The sequence below is a fragment of the Constrictibacter sp. MBR-5 genome (assembly GCF_040549485.1).
Classification (GTDB): domain Bacteria; phylum Pseudomonadota; class Alphaproteobacteria; order JAJUGE01; family JAJUGE01; genus Constrictibacter.
In genome coordinates this window covers 106,067-123,530 of the sequence record NZ_JBEPTK010000001.1, presented here as the reverse complement: position 1 = coordinate 123,530, position 17,464 = coordinate 106,067, and the positions used below count along the sequence as shown (strand labels likewise).

Annotated in this window: 13 protein-coding genes; 7 read left to right on the top strand and 6 right to left on the bottom strand. The window is 68.5% G+C overall.

Going from position 1 to position 17,464, the window contains the following annotated elements:
* The first annotated feature begins 65 nt into the window (after nt 1-65).
* The 5 genes from ABIE65_RS00585 to ABIE65_RS00565 all read left to right on the top strand — a co-directional run bounded on the left by ABIE65_RS00585 (nt 66) and on the right by ABIE65_RS00565 (nt 7,584).
* Complete coding sequence (locus ABIE65_RS00585) at nt 66-1,235, top strand: M20 aminoacylase family protein (RefSeq protein WP_354074864.1); 1,170 nt, start codon at nt 66-68, stop codon at nt 1,233-1,235.
* Nucleotides 1,236-1,317: 82 nt separating this feature from the next.
* On the top strand, nt 1,318-4,209 hold the full coding sequence (locus ABIE65_RS00580) for a molybdopterin oxidoreductase family protein (RefSeq protein WP_354074863.1): 2,892 nt from the start codon (nt 1,318-1,320) through the stop codon (nt 4,207-4,209).
* A complete protein-coding gene (locus ABIE65_RS00575; RefSeq protein WP_354074862.1) occupies nt 4,206-4,943 on the top strand; it encodes a 4Fe-4S dicluster domain-containing protein in 738 nt (245 codons plus the stop codon). Before ABIE65_RS00580 ends, ABIE65_RS00575 begins: the two co-directional genes overlap by 4 nt.
* Nucleotides 4,944-5,008: 65 nt before the next feature.
* A complete protein-coding gene (locus tag ABIE65_RS00570; RefSeq protein ID WP_354074861.1) occupies nt 5,009-5,959 on the top strand; it encodes a dimethyl sulfoxide reductase anchor subunit family protein in 951 nt (316 codons plus the stop codon).
* A gap of 38 nt (nt 5,960-5,997) precedes the next feature.
* On the top strand, nt 5,998-7,584 hold the full coding sequence (locus ABIE65_RS00565) for an OpgD/OpgG family glucan biosynthesis protein (RefSeq protein ID WP_354074860.1): 1,587 nt from the start codon (nt 5,998-6,000) through the stop codon (nt 7,582-7,584).
* A 36-nt stretch (nt 7,585-7,620) separates the two neighbouring features.
* Here the strand turns inward: ABIE65_RS00565 and ABIE65_RS00560 are convergent, their stop codons facing one another.
* From ABIE65_RS00560 to ABIE65_RS00535, 6 genes are all read right to left on the bottom strand, one after another.
* Entirely contained in the window at nt 7,621-9,294 is a 1,674-nt protein-coding gene (locus ABIE65_RS00560; protein ID WP_354074859.1) for a sensor histidine kinase, read from the bottom strand.
* Nucleotides 9,295-9,330: 36 nt separating this feature from the next.
* Complete coding sequence (locus tag ABIE65_RS00555; RefSeq protein WP_354074858.1) at nt 9,331-10,527, bottom strand: CaiB/BaiF CoA transferase family protein; 1,197 nt, start codon at nt 10,525-10,527, stop codon at nt 9,331-9,333.
* Entirely contained in the window at nt 10,524-11,750 is a 1,227-nt protein-coding gene (locus ABIE65_RS00550; RefSeq protein WP_354074857.1) for a type 2 periplasmic-binding domain-containing protein, read from the bottom strand. Before ABIE65_RS00550 ends, ABIE65_RS00555 begins: the two co-directional genes overlap by 4 nt.
* A 202-nt stretch (nt 11,751-11,952) precedes the next feature.
* A complete protein-coding gene (locus ABIE65_RS00545; RefSeq protein ID WP_354074856.1) occupies nt 11,953-12,867 on the bottom strand; it encodes an SDR family NAD(P)-dependent oxidoreductase in 915 nt (304 codons plus the stop codon).
* A gap of 63 nt (nt 12,868-12,930) precedes the next feature.
* A complete protein-coding gene (locus ABIE65_RS00540; RefSeq protein ID WP_354074855.1) occupies nt 12,931-14,088 on the bottom strand; it encodes an acetyl-CoA acetyltransferase in 1,158 nt (385 codons plus the stop codon).
* Nucleotides 14,089-14,101: 13 nt separating this feature from the next.
* On the bottom strand, nt 14,102-14,482 hold the full coding sequence (locus tag ABIE65_RS00535) for a Zn-ribbon domain-containing OB-fold protein (RefSeq protein ID WP_354074854.1): 381 nt from the start codon (nt 14,480-14,482) through the stop codon (nt 14,102-14,104).
* A 238-nt stretch (nt 14,483-14,720) separates the two neighbouring features.
* Here ABIE65_RS00535 and ABIE65_RS00530 point away from each other — a divergent pair, with 238 nt between their 5' ends.
* Both ABIE65_RS00530 and ABIE65_RS00525 read left to right on the top strand, forming a co-directional pair.
* On the top strand, nt 14,721-15,983 hold the full coding sequence (locus ABIE65_RS00530) for an MFS transporter (protein ID WP_354074853.1): 1,263 nt from the start codon (nt 14,721-14,723) through the stop codon (nt 15,981-15,983).
* Nucleotides 15,984-16,116: 133 nt separating this feature from the next.
* Entirely contained in the window at nt 16,117-17,430 is a 1,314-nt protein-coding gene (locus ABIE65_RS00525) for an ABC transporter substrate-binding protein (protein ID WP_354074852.1), read from the top strand.
* Nucleotides 17,431-17,464: the final 34 nt, after the last annotated feature.

The window sequence follows — 17,464 nt, the reverse complement described above, 5'->3', positions numbered from 1 at the left end:
GACTTCGCGCCCTGCCTGCCCTAACGTCATCCAACTGACTGCTACGTCCCAGGAAGGGAAACTCGATGCCCGTGATCAACTCGATCGCCGCCGCCGAAGACGAGATGACCGCCTGGCGCCGCGACTTCCACATGCACCCCGAATTGGGCTTCGAGGAGTTCCGGACCAGCGAGATCGTGGCCAAGCTGCTGGAGAGCTGGGGGATCGAGGTGACGCGCGGCGTCGCCGGCACCGGGGTCGTCGGCACGCTGCGTGGCAGCGGCCCCGGCGAGCGCAGCATCGGGCTGCGCGCCGACATGGACTGCCTGCCGATGGACGAGCAGACTGGCCTTCCCTACGCATCGCAGACGCCGGGGAAGATGCACGCCTGCGGGCATGACGGGCACACCTCGATGCTGCTCGGTGCGGCCAAGTATCTGGCCGAGACGCGCAACTTCGCGGGCACGGTGCACTTCATCTTTCAGCCGGCCGAGGAGGGCAAGGGCGGCGGCCGGGAGATGGTGAAGGAAGGCCTCTTCGACCGCTTCCCGTGCGACGAGGTCTACGGCATGCACAACTGGCCGTTGCTGCCGGCCGGCCGAATCGCGGTGCGTTCCGGGCCGATCATGGCGGCAGCCGACCAGTTCGACGTGGAGATCCACGGCAAGGGCGCGCACGGCGCGATGCCGCATCTCGGCATCGACCCCGTCTTCATCGCCGCCCAGGTCATCACCGCGCTGCAGGGCCTCGTCAGCCGCGCCGTCGATCCGCTCGACAGCGCCGTCCTCTCGGTGACGCGCATGGAGGGCGGGATGGCGCACAACGTGATTCCGGCCAGCGCCAAGCTGTCTGGCACGGTGCGGACCTACAAGAAGGAAACCCAGGACATGATCGAGCGGGGCATCGCGGCCATCGCGACGGGGATCGCGAGCGGCTTCGGCGCCACGGCGGTCGCGAACTATCGCCGCGGCTACCCGGCGACGGTCAATCCGGCGAAGGAGGCCGGCATCGCGGCGGACATCGCCGCCAGTGTCGTGGGTGAGGAGAACGTCATCCACGACGCGCCGCCGGTGATGGGGGCCGAGGACTTCTCCTTCATGCTGAACGAGCGGCCGGGCTGCTACATCTGGCTGGGTCAGTCGCGCGGCAGCGACGACGCGATGGTTCACCACCCGAAGTACGACTTCAACGATTCGGTCCTTCCCGTCGGCGCCAGCTGGTTCGCCACGATGGTCGAAAGCCGGCTCAAGCGTTGACGCGGCCCGGCGGCCTTGACCCGCGGAGACACATGCCAAACAGTGGGTGGCGCCCAGGCAGAAGAACAATCCCCAGGCCCAGATGACAGCAAGCTCCGCCACCGGCCCCCAGACGCCGGCCGAGACCTCGCCCCACGTGTCGGACGAGGTCAAGACGACGACCTGCTACATGTGCGCCTGCCGGTGCGGCATCAAAGTCCATCTCGCCGATGGGCGCATCCGCTACATCGAGGGCAACAAGGATCATCCGGTGAACCGCGGCGTGCTATGCGCCAAGGGCTCGGCCGGGATCATGCAGCATTATTCGCCGGCGCGGCTCTCGAAGCCCTTGCTGCGGGTCGGTCCGCGCGGCAGCGGCGAGTTCCGCGAGATCGAATGGGACGAGGCGCTGCAGCTGGCGACGACGTGGCTGTCGGAGGTGCGCTCGCGCGACCCGAAGCGGCTCGCCTTCTTCACCGGCCGCGACCAGAGCCAGTCGCTGACCGGCTTCTGGGCGCAGCAGTTCGGCACGCCGAACTTCGCCGCACACGGCGGCTTCTGCTCGGTCAACATGGCGGCCGGCGGCATCTACACGATCGGCGGGTCGTTCTGGGAATTCGGTGAGCCCGACTGGGATCGCGCCCGCTATTTCATGATGTTCGGCGTCGCCGAAGACCACGATTCGAATCCCATCAAGATCGGCCTGTCGAAGCTGCGCGCCAACGGCGCCAAGTTCGTCTCGGTCAATCCCGTGCGGACCGGCTATTCCGCCACGGCGGACGAGTGGATCGGCATCAAGCCGGGCACGGACGGCCTGTTCATCCTGGCGATGGTGCACGAGCTGCTGAAGGCCGACCGCATCGACCTGGACTCGCTCGTCCGCTACACGAACGCACCCTGGCTGGTGGTGCGCAATCCGGGCGGCGCCGACGACGGCCTGTTCGCCCGTGACGGCGACGGCAATCCCCTGTGCTGGGACCGGACGAGCGGCGGTGCGGCGAGCGCCATGCAGGCCGAGGTGAGCCCGGTCATGGTCGGGGACTTCACGCTGCCCGACGGGCGCAAGGCGGTCCCGGTCTTCCAGCTGCTCGCGGAACGCTATCTCGACCCGCGCTATGCGCCGGAGGCGGTCGCGGCGGAATGCGGCGTATCGGCCGAGACGATCCGCCGCCTCGCCGCCGAACTGGCGCACGCCGCCTTCGAGCAGGAAGTCGTGATCGAGCAGCCCTGGACCGACTGGGCGGGGCGCCGGCACGAGCGGATGATCGGCCGGCCGGTCTCGTTCCACGCCATGCGCGGCATCTCGGCCCATTCCAACGGCTTCCACACCTGCCGGGCGCTGCACCTGCTGCAGATGCTCCTGGGGGCGGTGGACACGCCGGGTTCCTACCGCTTCGAGCCGCCGTTCCCGCGCCCCGCGCCGCCCGGCCCGAAGCCGGCCGGCAAGCCGGGGCAGGTCAAGCCGAACACCCCGATGCCCGGGCCGCCGCTCGGCTTCGTCGCCGGGCCGGAGGATCTGCTGGTCGAGGCGGACGGCAGTCCCGTGCGCATCGACAAGGCCTATTCGTGGGAGGCGCCGGTCGCCGCCCATGGCCTGATGCAGATGGTGATCACCAACGCGTGGAAGGGCGACCCGTACCCGATCGACGTGCTGTTCATGTACATGGCCAACATGGGCTGGAACAGCGCCATGAACGTGCCCGGTACGATCAGGATGCTGACCGACAGGGACGAGGCGACCGGCGAATACAAGATCCCCAAGATCATCTATTCGGACGCCTTCTACTCCGAGACGGTGCCCTACGCCGACCTCGTGCTGCCGGATACGACCTATCTGGAGCGCTGGGACTGCATCTCGCTGCTCGACCGGCCGATCTCGAACGCGCACGGCGCCGGCGACGCGATCCGCCAGCCGGTGGTGCAGCCGGACCGCGACGTGCGGCCGTTCCAGGAGGTCGTGCTCGACCTCGGGTACCGGCTGGGATTGCCGGCCTTCACGACCGAGGACGGGCAGCCGCGCTATCCGGGCGGCTATCCGGACTACATCGTCAACCATGAGCGCTCGCCCGGCATCGGTCCGCTCGCCGGCTGGCGCAACGCCGACGGCAGCGGCCAGGGGAAGGGGGCACCGAACCCCGACCAGCTGCAGCGCTACATCGACAACGGCTGCTTCTGGAAGCACGAGCTGCCGCTCGAGCATCAGTTCTTCAAGCATGCGAACCGCGGCTATCTGGAATGGGCCGCCTCGGTCGGCTTCATCCCGAAGGCCGAGCCCGTCGTGATGCAGATCTGGAGCGAGCCGCTGCAGAAGTTTCGGCTCGCCGCCCAGGGACACGGACCGGTGCAGCCGCCGGATGCCGAGCGCCGACGGATCGCGGAATATTTCGACCCGCTGCCGATCTGGTACGCGCCGTTCGAGCATGCGGCGGTCGAGAGCGCGGCCTATCCGCTGCGTGCCGTGACCCAGCGCCCGATGGCGATGTACCACTCCTGGGGCTCCCAGAACGCCTGGCTGCGCCAGATCCACGGCCACAACAAGCTGCACATCAGCCGCACGCTCGGCGAAAAGCTCGGCATCGCCGACGAGGACTGGGTCGTCGTCACCAGCCATCACGGCAGCATCAAGGTGCCGGTCAAACTGATGGACGGCGTCAACGAGGACACGGTCTGGACCTGGAACGCCATCGGCAAGCGGCGGGGCGCCTGGAACCTCGCGGACGATTCGCCCGAATTCCGGAAGGGCTTCCTCTTGAACCACATCATCTCGGAGCTGCTGCCGCCGCGCGAGGACGGCTATCGCTACGCCAACGCCGACCCGGTGACGGGGCAGGCGGCCTGGTACGACCTGCGCGTGCGCATCGAGAAGGCGCCGGCCGAGGCGCCCGTTGCCAGCGGCATCGGCTTCCCCGACATGAAGCAGCCGAAGCTGCCGAACCGGCCCGGCATCCTGCGTTACGGCAAGAGCTTCCGCCGCAGTCGGGAGGCCGCCGAATGACCAGTCTTCCGGAGCCGCGCCCGGCGAAAAAGCTGGGCCTCGTCATCGACCTCGACACCTGCGTCGGCTGCCATGCCTGCGCGGTGAACTGCAAGGAATGGAACACCGGCGGCCACATGGCGCCGCTGACCGACACCAACCCCTATGGGGCCGACCAGAGCGGCGTCTGGTTCAACCGCATCCACTCCTACGAAGTCGGCGAGGGCTGCGGCGGTCGCACCGTCAACTTCCCGAAATCCTGCCTGCACTGCGAGGAGCCGGCCTGCGTCACCGTCTGCCCGACCGGCGCCTCCTACAAGCGCTCCGAAGACGGCATCGTCCTGGTCGACGAGGACCTGTGCATCGGCTGCAAGCTCTGCTCCTGGGCCTGCCCCTACGGCGCACGCGAGTTCGACGGCGACAGCGGCACGATGAAGAAGTGCACGCTGTGCATCGACCGCATCTACAACGAGAATCTCGACGAGGTCGACCGCGTGCCGGCCTGCGTGTCGACCTGTCCGGCCTCGGCGCGGCATTTCGGCGACCTGGGCGATCCCGACTCCGACGTCTCGCGCATGGTCGCCGAGCGGGGCGGCTACGACCTGATGCCGGAGATGGGCTACAAGCCGGTCAACAAATACCTGCCGCCGCGGCCGCGCCTGGGCCCGACAGGCCAGCCGGCGGCCTCGATGGCGCCGGCGGAGGCGGGGGCTACCGGCCTGCTGCGCTGGGTCGACCGGGTGCTGTCCCGTTGACCGCCCCTCGCTCCGGACGGCGCGCCGTCCGCCCCACCTTCCAGCGCTGACGACGGATCGCCGCGATGCATCCCGCTCCCTCGGTCGTGTTCTTCACCACGGCGGCCGGCGCCGGCTATGGCCTGCTGGCGCTGCTCGGTCTCTTCGGCGCCTTCGGCCTGCTGCCGCCGGATCCATGGCTCGGCGCGGTGAGCCTGGGGCTGGCGCTGGCGCTCGTCACCGTCGGCCTGCTGGCGTCGACGCTGCATCTCGGCCATCCCGAGCGGGCATGGCGGGCCTTCTCGCAGTGGCGCTCCTCCTGGCTCTCGCGCGAGGGCGTGGCGTCGGTGATCACCTATATCCCGGCGCTGATCTTCGCAGCCGGGTGGATTCTCGCCGGGCGGACCGGTGGCATGTGGGCCGTCGCGGGCATCCTCTCCGCGGTAGCGGCCGCGGTCACGATCTACTGTACGGCGATGATCTACGCCTCGCTGAAGCCTGTGCCGCGCTGGCGTAACCGGTGGGTCGTCCCCGGCTATTTCGCCATGTCGGTGTCGACGGGTGCGGTGCTGTTCGCCGCGATCGCGGCGGCCTTCGGCCTCATCGGGCCGGCCTTGCCGCTTATCGCCGCCCTCGCGGCGGTCGCCGCCGGCGCGGTGAAGTGGATCTACTGGCGCGAGATCGACGCAGCGCCCGCCGCGGCGACCGCCGAGACGGCGACCGGGCTGGGGAAGTTCGGTCGCGTACGTCTGCTCGAGGCGCCGCATACCGAGGAAAACTACCTCATGAAGGAGATGGGCTACCGGATCGCCCGCAAGCACGCCGCGAAGCTGCGTATGATCGCCCTGGTCGTCGGCTTCGGCGTGCCGGCCCTGATCGCACTCGTGGCGGTGGCGATCGACGGAGCGGGCCTGCGAACGGTGCTGCTGTCGCTCGCGGCGGCTTCGGCTCTCGTCGGCACCTTCGTCGAGCGCTGGCTGTTTTTCGCCGAGGCGAAGCATAGTGTGACGCTGTACTACGGCGCCGCGGAAGTCTGACGCGCCGCCCCGTCCTCGCCGCTGAATCCGGTCCGTGAATGGCAACGACGACGGTCACGCAGTCCGACCTGTCCCGCCGCAGCCTGCTCGCTCTCGCGGCGGCCCTGCCGTTCCTGAAGCCGCTCGCCGCCGCCGCTGCAGGTGACGCGGCTACGCCGCCTGCGGTCGAGTTCGCCAACCCATATCCGTTCGATTTTCAGAGGCTCAAGGCGCGGGCGAAGGTTTTGGCGTCGCGACCCTACGATCCTCCGCGCGTCCGGGTGCCGGAGATCCTGGACCGGCTTGGCTACCTGGCGCATCGCGACATCGCCCACAAGCCGGAGCTGTCGGTCTGGTCCGACGGCGGCGGGCCGTTCCCCGTCCGCCTCTATCATCTCGGCCGGCACTATCAGCTGCCGGTCAACGTCCATGTCGTCGAGGACGGTCAGGCGCGCGAGGTTCTTTATTCTCCCGGCCTGTTCGCGTTCGGCGAGCGCGCGGCGTTCGCCAGTGCGCTGCCCGCGAACCTGGGGTTTGCCGGCTTCCGGGTGATGTCGCGCGGAGGCGGGGCGGATTGGCTGTCTTTTCTCGGTGCCACCTACTTCCGCAGCGCGGGACCCCTCGATCGCTCCGGCGTTTACGCCCGCGGCGTCGCGGTGGGCACCGGCCTGCCGGAACCGGAATCCTTTCCGCGCTTCACCGGCTTTTGGCTCGAGGCGGTTGCAGGGCGCCCCGAGGCGCTCGTCGTCCACGCCCTGATGGAGGGCGAGACGGTGACCGGCGCCTACCGCATGACATGGGAGCGCGGGCGCCAGGCGGTGACGGCGGACATCACGGCGGAACTCTTTGTCCGCGACGATACCGAGCGCCTGGGCATCGCTCCCCTGAACACGATGTTCTGGTTCGGCGGCGACGGTCGTCGTCCGGTGCGGGACTGGCGACGGGCCGTGCACAACAGCCAGGGCCTGGCCATTTGGACCGGCAAGGGCGAGCGGATCTGGCGCCCTTTGGGCAATCCGCCGGTGGTTCAGACGAACTGGTTCGTCGACGCATCGCCCAAGGGCTTCGGCCTGATGCAGCGCAAGCGTGACTTCGCCGACTACGAGGACGACCGGCGGCGCTTCGAATTGCGCCCGTCGCTCTGGGTGGAGCCCGTCGGCGACTGGGGCGAGGGGGCCGTCCAACTCGTCGAGATTCCGGCCGGCGACGAGTACACGGAGAATGTCGTCGCCTACTGGCTGCCGAAACGTCCGGCCACTGCGGGGTCGGAGTGGACGTTCGCGTATCGACTGCACTGGACGGTCGAGGAGCCGTTTCCGTCGGGACTGGGCACCGTCGTGGCGACGCGAATCGGAGCGGGCGGACGCAGGGCGGGCAAGGCCGCGCCGGACAGCTACCGGTTCGTCATCGACTTCGTCGGCGGCCCGCTCGCACGGTTGCCGGCGGACGCGAAGGTCGAGCCCGCTCTCTCGGTGTCGCGCGGCACGATCGACGCGACACGCGTCGTCGCCCTGCCCGAAGGGAAGGGCTGGCGCGCGCATGTCGACCTCACGGCCGAGGGTGCGGACCCGATCGATCTGCGCCTCGTCCTGCACCGCGACGGCCGGGATCTCACCGAGATCTGGACACTGCAGTACCCGCCGTGAGCGACGCGTCACCTCTGCTGCCCTCGGCTTGACGTTTCAGTTTCCCGCAGTCCGGGGCAACGTCAGGCGGAAGAGGGTGCCGCTCCCCTCGGGCCGTTCGTATGCGTAAGTCGCTCCCAGCTGCTGCGCCAGGATTCGGATCAGGCGCAGGCCCATCGACCTCTCCGTCGCGAGGTCCAGGTCCGGCGGGATGCCGGCGCCGTCGTCATGCACCTGGAACGTCGTCGCGCCCTCCGTCCTCTCGATATCGATCCGGATGCGCCCCCGCGCGTCGCCGTGATAGCCGTGCTTCAGGCTGTTCGAGATGACCTCGCTGAGCAGCAGGCCGAGCGGCGTCGCGGTATCGATCGGGAACGAGAGGTGGGGACCGGCGATGTCGACCTCGACGCGGTCCCCTGCGCCGAAGGAATGTTTCAGATCGCCGCAGAGCGATGCGAGATACGCCCCGAAGTCCACCTGCGACAGGTTGTCGGACGCGTAGAGACTCTCGTGGATCCGGGCCATCGCGCGGATCCGCTGCATGTTGTCGTGAAAATACGGCCGGAGTTCCGGGTTCACCGAGTTCGACTGGATCGACAGCAGGCTCGCGATGACCTGCATGTTGTTCTTCACCCGGTGGTGGATCTCGCGGAGCAGGACGTCCCGCTCTTCCAGCGCCCCGCGCAGGCGCGTGTTCAGGCCTTCGAGGTCGGACGTCCGCTCCCCGACCCGCCGCTCCAACTCCGTATTGGTCTCGGCGAGGCGGCGGCGATAGGCGTCCTCCAGCCCGGCATGGCGATAGGCGACGTACATCAGCGTACCCAGCGCGGCGAGGGCGCTGAGCACGAACCCGGCATAGGGCGTGACATAGCCCAGCCATGCCGTCCGCATCGCTTCCAGCGACGCGCCGACCGCGACGGTGACCGGGAAGGTTCCGGCTCGCCGGTACGACCAGTAGCGAGTCTCCGTCTCGATCTGCCCCCAGCTCTGGCCCTCGCTCCGGCTGATGGACATCGCCGTGAGCAGCGGCTGTTCCACCGGATCGTCGACCTCCTCCTCCGGTTCAGGCTCCCGGACGAGCAGCTTCCCGTCCGGGCCGATGATGACCATCACCGAGGCGTAGCGGACCGAAAGGCCGGAGAAGAACTGCTTCAGGTCGTTCGTCAGGAACGAGATCACCGCCACCCCGCCGAAGGACCCGTCCGGCCGACCGATCCGGCGTGCAAGGATGACGACGGGCTCGCCGTCCGCCAGCGACTGCACTCTGGAGGAGACGAAGAGATCGGTGCTCCCGTCGCGCATCGCCTTGAAGTAGTCGCGGTGCGATGCGTCGATGGAACGTGCGGAATCGCCCAGCGTGCTGGCGCGCACCGCCCCCTGCGGGCCGAGGACGAAGACGCGCGAGATGAACGGCAGCCGGAAGCGAAGCGAGACGACCTCGCTCTCCACCGACTGCGTCGACAGCGGGTCCGACCAGTCGACGACCGAGGCGACATCGACCAGGCGGAGCAGGGCGAGGTCGGTCGCCTCGAAGCTGCGTGCCGTCTGGTTGGCCAGCAGGCGCGCCACGGCGTCGGTCCCGCTATGGACGTCCGCCACGTGGCGCTTGAAACCCCACCAGCCTCCGGCCGCGAGAAGGATCAACAGCACCGCGAAGGTGGCCAGGGATATCCGCAGCAGGACCGGGGCGAACGGGCGCCGCGGCGGCGTGATCGGCTCCTCCTCGTTCATCCTCGGCGGCCCAGCGACGGGCGGCCGGGCGGCCGGTCAGTCGTTGCCGGATGACGCCTGCCGAAGAATTCCGCGGGAAAGCAGATCGTCGATGTGATCCGAGGGAAAACCGGCATCGGAGAGTACCGTGCGGGTGTGCTGACCAAGGGTGGGGGACTCCGCCCGCTGCGTTCCTACGACGAACGGTGCCGCGCCTGGAATGTTCGGTATCGGCACGGGCCGATCCACGCCCGGCTGGTCGAGCCATGCGACGGCCTGCGTGGCCTCCACCTGCGGTTCCGCCAGGAAGTCCGCATAGGTGTTGACGCGTTCGTGCATGATCGAGACGGCAGCGAGCTTCGTGGACCAGTCTGATGCACTGCCCGCCGCCAGCGCCGCCTCCAGCGCGCCTTCCAGTTCCGCCTGGTGTGCCACTCTGCTCGCATTGTCGCGGAAGCGCGGATCCGTCTTCGCCTCGGGCATGCCGAGCACGTCGCACAGGATCGGAAACTGCGCCTCGCGGAGGATCGACAGCTGCAGCCACCCGTCGCCCGTGCGGAAGACGCCCGACGGTACGAGGGGCATGCCCATCTGCCCGCCCTCCAGCCAGGTCGCCATCATCCTGACGATCTGCACGGACGCGGCGGCTTCCATCAGGCTCGCCTGGATGTAGCGGCCGCGGGGCTCGCTGCGGCGCGCATAAAGCGCGGCCGACAGCGCCTGGAACCCGTAGAGCGCGGTGCACATGTCGACGGGGATGAACGAAACCCGGTTGGGCACGCCATCCTTGCCCTTGTTCGATTCCATCATGCCGGTGAAGGCCTGCAGCACCGGATCCATCGCCGGCCGGTCACGCGAGGGACCGCTCTGGCCGAAGCCCGACACGGACAGGTAGATGAGTCCCGGGTTGGCGGCCGAGAGTTCGTCCCAGCCGAGGCCGAGGCGGGTGGCGACGCCGGGCCGGAACCCCTCGATGAAGACGTCCGCCTTGGCGGCCAGCGCCTGCACCAGCTTTCGGCCCTCGTCCGTCTTCAGGTCGACCGACAGCGAACGCTTGCCCAGGTTGCCGGCGATCGAGAAGGCGGTGTGGTCGCCGTAGCGACGCCCGAGGATCCGCGCCCAGTCGCCGTCAGGGGGCTCCACCTTGATGACTTCCGCGCCCTGTTGGGCGAGCAGCATCGCGGCGTATGGTCCCGCGATGCCCTGGCTGAGATCGACGACCTTGATGCCGGCATAGGGCGCTTCGTAGCTCATTTTTTCTTGGCCTCCGCTTCGTCGGTCGACGGGATGGCTGCGAACCGGCCGACGTCGATCTTGGCGTAGATCTCCCGAGAGAGAATGCGTACGCGGTCCTCGCCGGTCGCGGTACGGAACAGGCCGTCATACTTGGCGTACAGCGAGCGATACTGCGCCAGGATCTCGTCCGCGTCGACGATGCCCTCGCGTTCCCGGGCGACGCCCGCGGCGCGCTCGCCATCCTGTTCGGCCATGCCGCGGACCAGTCGGTCGAGCGCGGCATCGGGCTTGACCAAGGTCACGCCCTTGTCGGCGGCGCTCGCGATGACGCTGCGCGCCTGTTCTTCGTAGGCTTCGGTGGCGGCGACGATCCCGGCAGCGGCGCCTTCGAGCAGCATCGCGCGCTGCTTGACGTTCAGCGCACGCCAGAAGCTGCGGTTGACCGTGAATGGGCTGGCGCCCCGGTATCCGCCGAGGTGGAGCGGCGTCAGGAAGTGGGGGCCCTGTGCGGGGTTCACCTGGTTGAGCGCCAGCGCCACGTCGATCGATGCATCGGGCGCGGGTGGTTTGACCCCCGAGACCGCGGCGCCGAGCGCCGGTTCATGCACGGGGCGCGCGCCCAGCGAGGCGACCCACCGGTCCCAGATGGTGCCGGGCGTGAGGACGTTGCGCCCCTTCAGCGAGGCGGGCGTGTCGATGCGTGCTCTGGAGATCAGGACGTAGGGTGGAGCGCTGTAGGTGCCGAGGAAAACGAGCCCCTGGCCCAGGAATTCGTCGGCACAGGGCTGACAGCCGAGAAGGACCTGCTCGGTCATCGCTGCCGCCGCGGCCATGCCGTTCTCGCTCGCCAGCGCCAGTTCGGTCACGTAGCCGGTGAACGGAAACTGCTCGGGGTATCGCGCTGGCACGACCAGTCCCAGGTCGGCGTCGCCCTGGGAGAGCGGCTCCAGACCGCCGGAGGCACCGAGGACGGCACCGTTGATGAAGAGCCGGAACTTCAGGCCGCTGTCGGGGGCGCTCGTGGCGACCTGCTCGAACGTGCGCCATCCTTCCGCGACGACCGGATGCGTCGGCGGCAGGCCGACGGCCGCCCGCACTTCCGTGACCTTCGTCTCGCCCGGCTTCTCGGAAGCAGCGGCACCCGCCTGGCGTGCGGCTCCCATTGCGACGGCGTGGAGGGCGACGGCGAGGAGGGCTATGGCCCGCAGACCGTTTCTGCGACCCGCGCAGCGTCTCGTCATGGCTTTGTCCGTTGGAGCGCGTATGGAGGCGGTTGGGCGGTCCGCGTCGTCGACGGTCCGAAATGCCTGCGCGATCTCGGCTCGTCGATGTCGATGCGTGCTGCGCCTGTCCCGCTCGCCCCGGGGCTTATACGGCGATTGAGGCGGCAAGTGGGCGCCCGGCATCAGCCGGAGCGCCCTTGGCCTGCAACCGATCTGTGGGTCAGATCGGATCCCAGGAGAAGATGTCGCCGGAGCGATCGTTCGGCGTGAAGCTCGCCTTCATCGCGGGCAGGCAGTGCTCCAGGATGGTCGACGGCGTCCAGCCGTCGCTTCGCTGCACCGAACGGATCGGCCGGTTCTGGCTGAACAGGAACTGCTCGTTCATGCGAGAGCCGAAGATCTGGCCCGTGACATCCTTCGCCTTGTCCGAGAGCAATGCGACGACCATCGGCGCGATGTGAGCCGGCGTCATCTGCTTGATGCGCTCAACGCGGGCCTGCTCTTCCGGGGTCTTGGTCGGGATGGTGCCGATCATGCGGCTCCATGCGAACGGCGACATGCAGTTCGAGCGGACGCCGAAGCGCGCCATGTCGAGGGCGATCGACTTCGACAGGCCGACGATGCCGAGCTTAGCCGCCGCGTAGTTCGCCTGGCCGAAGTTGCCGATCAGGCCGGACGTCGAGGTGAAGTGGACGAAGGAGCCGCTCTCCTGCGCGCGGAAATGGTCGGCCGCGTTGCGCGAGACGTTGAACGAGCCCTTCAGGTGGACCTGGATCACCGAATCCCAGTCGTCTTCGGTCATCTTGTGGAAGATGACGTCGCGCAGGATGCCGGCGACGTTCACGACGCAGTCGATCTTGCCGTAGGTGTCGACGGCCTGCTGCACCATGCGCTTGGCGGCCTGGAAGTCGGCGACGCTGTCACCGTTGACGCAGGCTTCGCCGCCGGCGGCCTCGATGACCTTCACCACGTCCTGGGCCGGCGTCGTGTCCTGGCCTTCGCCGGTGACTGAGCCGCCCAGGTCGTTGACGACGACCTTCGCGCCTTCGGCCGCCGCCAGGATGGCGACCTCGCGGCCGATGCCGCGGCCGGCGCCGGTAACGAGCACCACCTTGTCTTCGAGAACTCCTGACATGTCGTTCCTCTCTCTTCGTGATGGACGGGTCCGCGGGTTCCGCGGGCCTCTGTTTCTATCGGGCTAGAGCGTCTCTTCGGTACCAAGGACGTTCGTCGCCTGGCTGGAGAAGCTGCCGCCGTTGCCGTGGCACACGGCGATCTTGGCGTCCTTCACCTGGCGGGGGCCGCACGTGCCCCGGAGCTGGCGGACCGCCTCGATCGTCAGGAACATGCCGTACATCCCGGGATGCACGTCGGCAAGACCCCCACCGTTCGGGTTGACCGGCAGCGCGCCGCCCGGACCGATGGCGCCGCTCGCCACGAACGGCCCGCCTTCGCCCTTCTTGACGAAGCCCAGGTCCTCGAGCTGCAGGATGACGTTGATCGTGAAGGCGTCGTAGAGCGCCAGCACGTCGGCATCCCTGGTCGTGATGCCGGCCATGTCGAAGGCGCGGCGGCCGGATTCCTGGGCGCAGGTGTTGACGATGTCCGGCATCGACGAGACGGCACGGTTGTGCGTCGCGGCGGCCCCACCCAGCAGGTAGACAGGCTTCTGCTTCAGGTCCTTCGCCCGCTCGGCGCTGGTCATGATCAGCGCCGCACCGCCGTCCGTGACGAGGCAGCAGTCGCGCACGGTCAGAGGGTCGCAGACCATGCGGCTGCTCATCACGTCCTCGATGGTGAGCGGCCCGTCCTTGTGCGTGAACGCCTCCGGGTTCATCAGGGCCCACTGCCGGGCGGCGACGGCGACCGCCGCCAGCTGCTCGCGGGTCGTGCCGAACTCGTACATGTGCCGCGCCGCGCCGAGGGCATAGGTCGTCGGCGGGTTGCGCGGCTTGTAGCGATACTCGTACGGGGCGGGGTCGGAACTGGTCTGCAGCTTGCCGCCCTGGCTGCGCTGGGCGCTGCCGTAGCAGACGAGCGCGACCTCGCAGAGGCCGGTTTTGATGGCCGCCGCCGCCATGACCATGTGCGACAGGAAGGACGAGCCGCCGAGGTTGGTGCCGTCCGAGATCTTCGGCCTGATGCCGAGATATTCCGGAATCGTCAGGGCCGGCATGAAGTTGACGAGGTTGGCGTTCCAGACGCCGTCGATGTCGGACTTCTTCAGGCCGCACTCTTCGAGGGCGTAGTGGACGGCCTCGCCGATCTGCTCCAGGTGCGAACGGCCGCCGCTGTTGCCGCAGCCGGCCCGGCCGACGCCGACGATGGCGCTGCTGCCGCGCAGGGGATGTGCCATGGGTCGGTCCTTCCTACGCCTGCTCAAAGACGATCAGCGGCGCGCCGTCTTCCTGAACGATCTTCGCCTTGACGCGCATGCCGATGGTCACGGCGTCGGGTGCCAGTCCCTCGACCCGGCTCATCATCCGCGGTCCTTCGGCGAGGTCGATCAGGGCGACGTTGTAGTCCTTCGCCGGCGGGCGCTGGCGGACGACGCTGGTCGAATAGACCGTGCCGAGGCCGGAGGCTTCCACCCATTCCAGGTTGGGCGAGCCGGTCTCGGGGTCGAGCACGCGCGGATAGAAGACGTGCCGGCCGGTCTCCTTCACCCGCTGGATCATGAACTTGCCGTGCTCCAGGTAGCTCTGGAACTCGGCGTCGGGGCCGGGGCCCACGAAGGCGGAATCGGTCAAGCGGAGGTGCTCCCTCGTCGGTGCTGCCTGCCTTGCAGAGAGGGCGCGAGCCTAGCCAGTCGACCGGGGGCAGGCAACGCTTTCATGGGGCAATTGTGCGGACTATTCTCGCACCCCGCCGCGCCCGGGCGGCCCATCGAGAGGGAATCGTGATGCACCGCCCGATAACCACAGGAGGCCGCCTCGCGCCTCCCGCGTTCTCCTCGAACGCCGGCTGAGGCGGGCGGGGGTAGCGGGCGTGTCCGTGAAACTGGAAGAGGCGCGCGCGCCCGGCGCGCCCGGCGCGCTCGCGTGGCTCGCCTTCGGCTTTGCCGTGGCGTTCTTCTGCTACGCCTTTCTGCAGCGCGTGGCGCCTGCCGTCATGGTCTCGGACCTGATGCGCGATTTCGCCGTCGGCGGGGCGGTGCTCGGCAATCTCTCGGCCTTCTACTTCTACGCCTATGCGGCGCTGCAAATTCCGGTCGGCCTGCTGCTCGACCGTTTCGGCCCGCGCCGGCTGATGACGGGGGCCGCCCTGGTGTGCGCCGCCGGAAGCTTCGTCTTCGCCGTCGCCGACCAGCTCGTCGTCGCTTACGCGGGGCGGCTGCTGATCGGCGCCGGCTGCGCGATCAGCTTCGTCGGGGCGCTCGCGGTGGCGACGACCTGGTTTCCGGCGCGGCGCTTCGCGATGCTGACCGGTATGGCCCAGGCGGGCGCGATGGCCGGTGCCGTGCTGGGGGCGGCGCCCCTGGCGGCGCTGCTGCAGACGACGGGATGGCGCTCGGTGATGCTGGGGGCGGCGGCGCTGTCCGCATCCCTGGCCGTAGCGATGTGGCTCACCGCCCGCGACGGACCGTCGGCCCGGCGGTCGACGGTCGGCTTGGCGGGTGCCCTGAAGGTGGTCGCGTCCAATCCCCAGACCTGGCTCGCCGCCGGCTTCGGCTTCTTCATCACCGGCCCGATGCTCGCCTTCACCAGCCTGTGGGGCGCGTCCTATCTGCAGGCCGTCTACGGCCTCGACCGGCCGACGGCGGCGGGGGCCGTGTCGCTCTCCTTCGTCGGCTGGGGCCTGTGCGCACCGCTGATCGGTCTCCTGTCCGACCGGCTGGGGGCGCGGCGGCCGATCATGATCGTCGGCAGTATGCTGTCCTTCTGCACGAACGCCGCGATCATCTGGCTGACCGACCTCAGCCTGGTCGCCATCTCGGCGGTGCTGCTGATCAACGGCGCGGTCTCGTGCTGCATGCTGCTCAACTTCGTCTGCGCCAAGGAGCACAACCCGCCCTGGGCGAGCGGTGCGGCGATCGGCTTCTCCAACACCGCCGTGATGCTCAGCGGCGCCATCCTGCAGCCGGTCGTCGGCCTGCTGCTCGACCTGAACTGGGAGGGTGCGGTGGTGGACGGTGCGCGCGTGTACGACGCCGCGACCTTCCGCACCGCACTGTCGATATTGCCGATCTGCAGCATCGTCGCCATCGCCATGGCCTGGATACTGCGCGAGCCGCCGCGTCCGCCCCAATAGAACATTAGTCCCGATCGGCTATCCACTCTTGGTCGACTTGACGACTGCGTAAGCTAATCCGACCATAGTTGCGCTTGGATAAGAACAGGACGCGTGGCAACTAAGGACCGCGCCCCGCAGGGAAGGAAGCGCGATGCACGGAACGAGGTCGATCCGCAGGATCGCCGCCGCGGCGGTGGCCGCTGTCCTGCTGCCGCTGGCCGGCGGTGCGGCGGCGCAGGACAAGGTCATCAAGATCGGCGTGATCTACGACTATTCCGGCCCGTACGCGGCCGGCGGGTCAGAGACCCACGCCTGGGGCACGAAGCTCGCGATCGACATGGTCAACGCGCGCGGCGGCACCGAGGGCTACAGGATCCAGCCCACCTATGCCGACGCGCAGAGCAAGACCGACGTGGCCATAAACGAGGCCGAGCGGATGCTGACGCAGACCGGCGTCGACATGATCATGGGTGTCTTCTCCAGCGCCCATTGCGTGCCGCTGGCGACCAAGGTCGACACGGCCAAGAAGTTCTTCTGGATCAACACCTGCATCTCGCCGGCCGTCCTCAAGGACCGGCACCTGCGCTACGTGTTCCGCCCGCAGGTGCATGGCGGCCAGTTCGGCGAGATGTCGCCCGACATGCTGGCCGAGTTCAGCCAGAGCAAGCTCGGCATGGACAAGAAGCACCTGAAGGTCGCGATCATCCACGAGGATGGCCCCTACGGCGTCGGCGTGGCCGAGGGCAACGACCGTGCGGCGAGGCGCCACGGCATGCAGGTGGTGCTGAAGGAGGGATATGCGGCGACCTCCCCCGATCTATCGTCGCTGATCACCAAGCTGAAGCGCGCCCGCCCCGACGTGATCCTGCACACCGGCTACAACCCCGACATCACCCTGTTCCTGCGGCAGGGGCGCGAGCAGGGCCTGCGCTTCAAGGTGCTGATCGGCCACGGTGCCGGCTATGGCGAAGTCGACCGGCTCTACGCCGCCTTCGGCAACGACGTCGACCACATCTTCGACGTGGATTCGGTCGCCGCCACGCTGCTCGATCCTGCCAAGATGGCGCCGGAGATCGCCGAGGTGACGAATCTGCTCGAGAAGGCGTACCTCGCCGCGAATCCCAGCGCCAAGCAGCTGACCCTGCACGCCAGCATCGGCTTCGGCCACACCTGGGCCTTCCTGAACGACGTCCTACCGCGCGCGATCCGGAACCATGGCGGCATCACGCCGGATGCCCTGCGTCAGGCGGCATTGGAAACCGACATTCCGGACGGCGGCACGACCCAGGGATACGGCATTAGGTTCAACCCGCCCGAGCATGAAATGGCCGGTCAGAACAACCGCGCCTTCCCGGTAATCATCCAGTACATCGGCGGCGACATGAAGCTGGTCTGGCCGCCCCACGTGGCGCCGCACGAGCCGGTCCTGCCGCTCCCGGCCAAGTCGCCGTACGCTATGCGGTGAAGGCGCAGGCCTGTCGCCGCCGGAGGATAAGCGT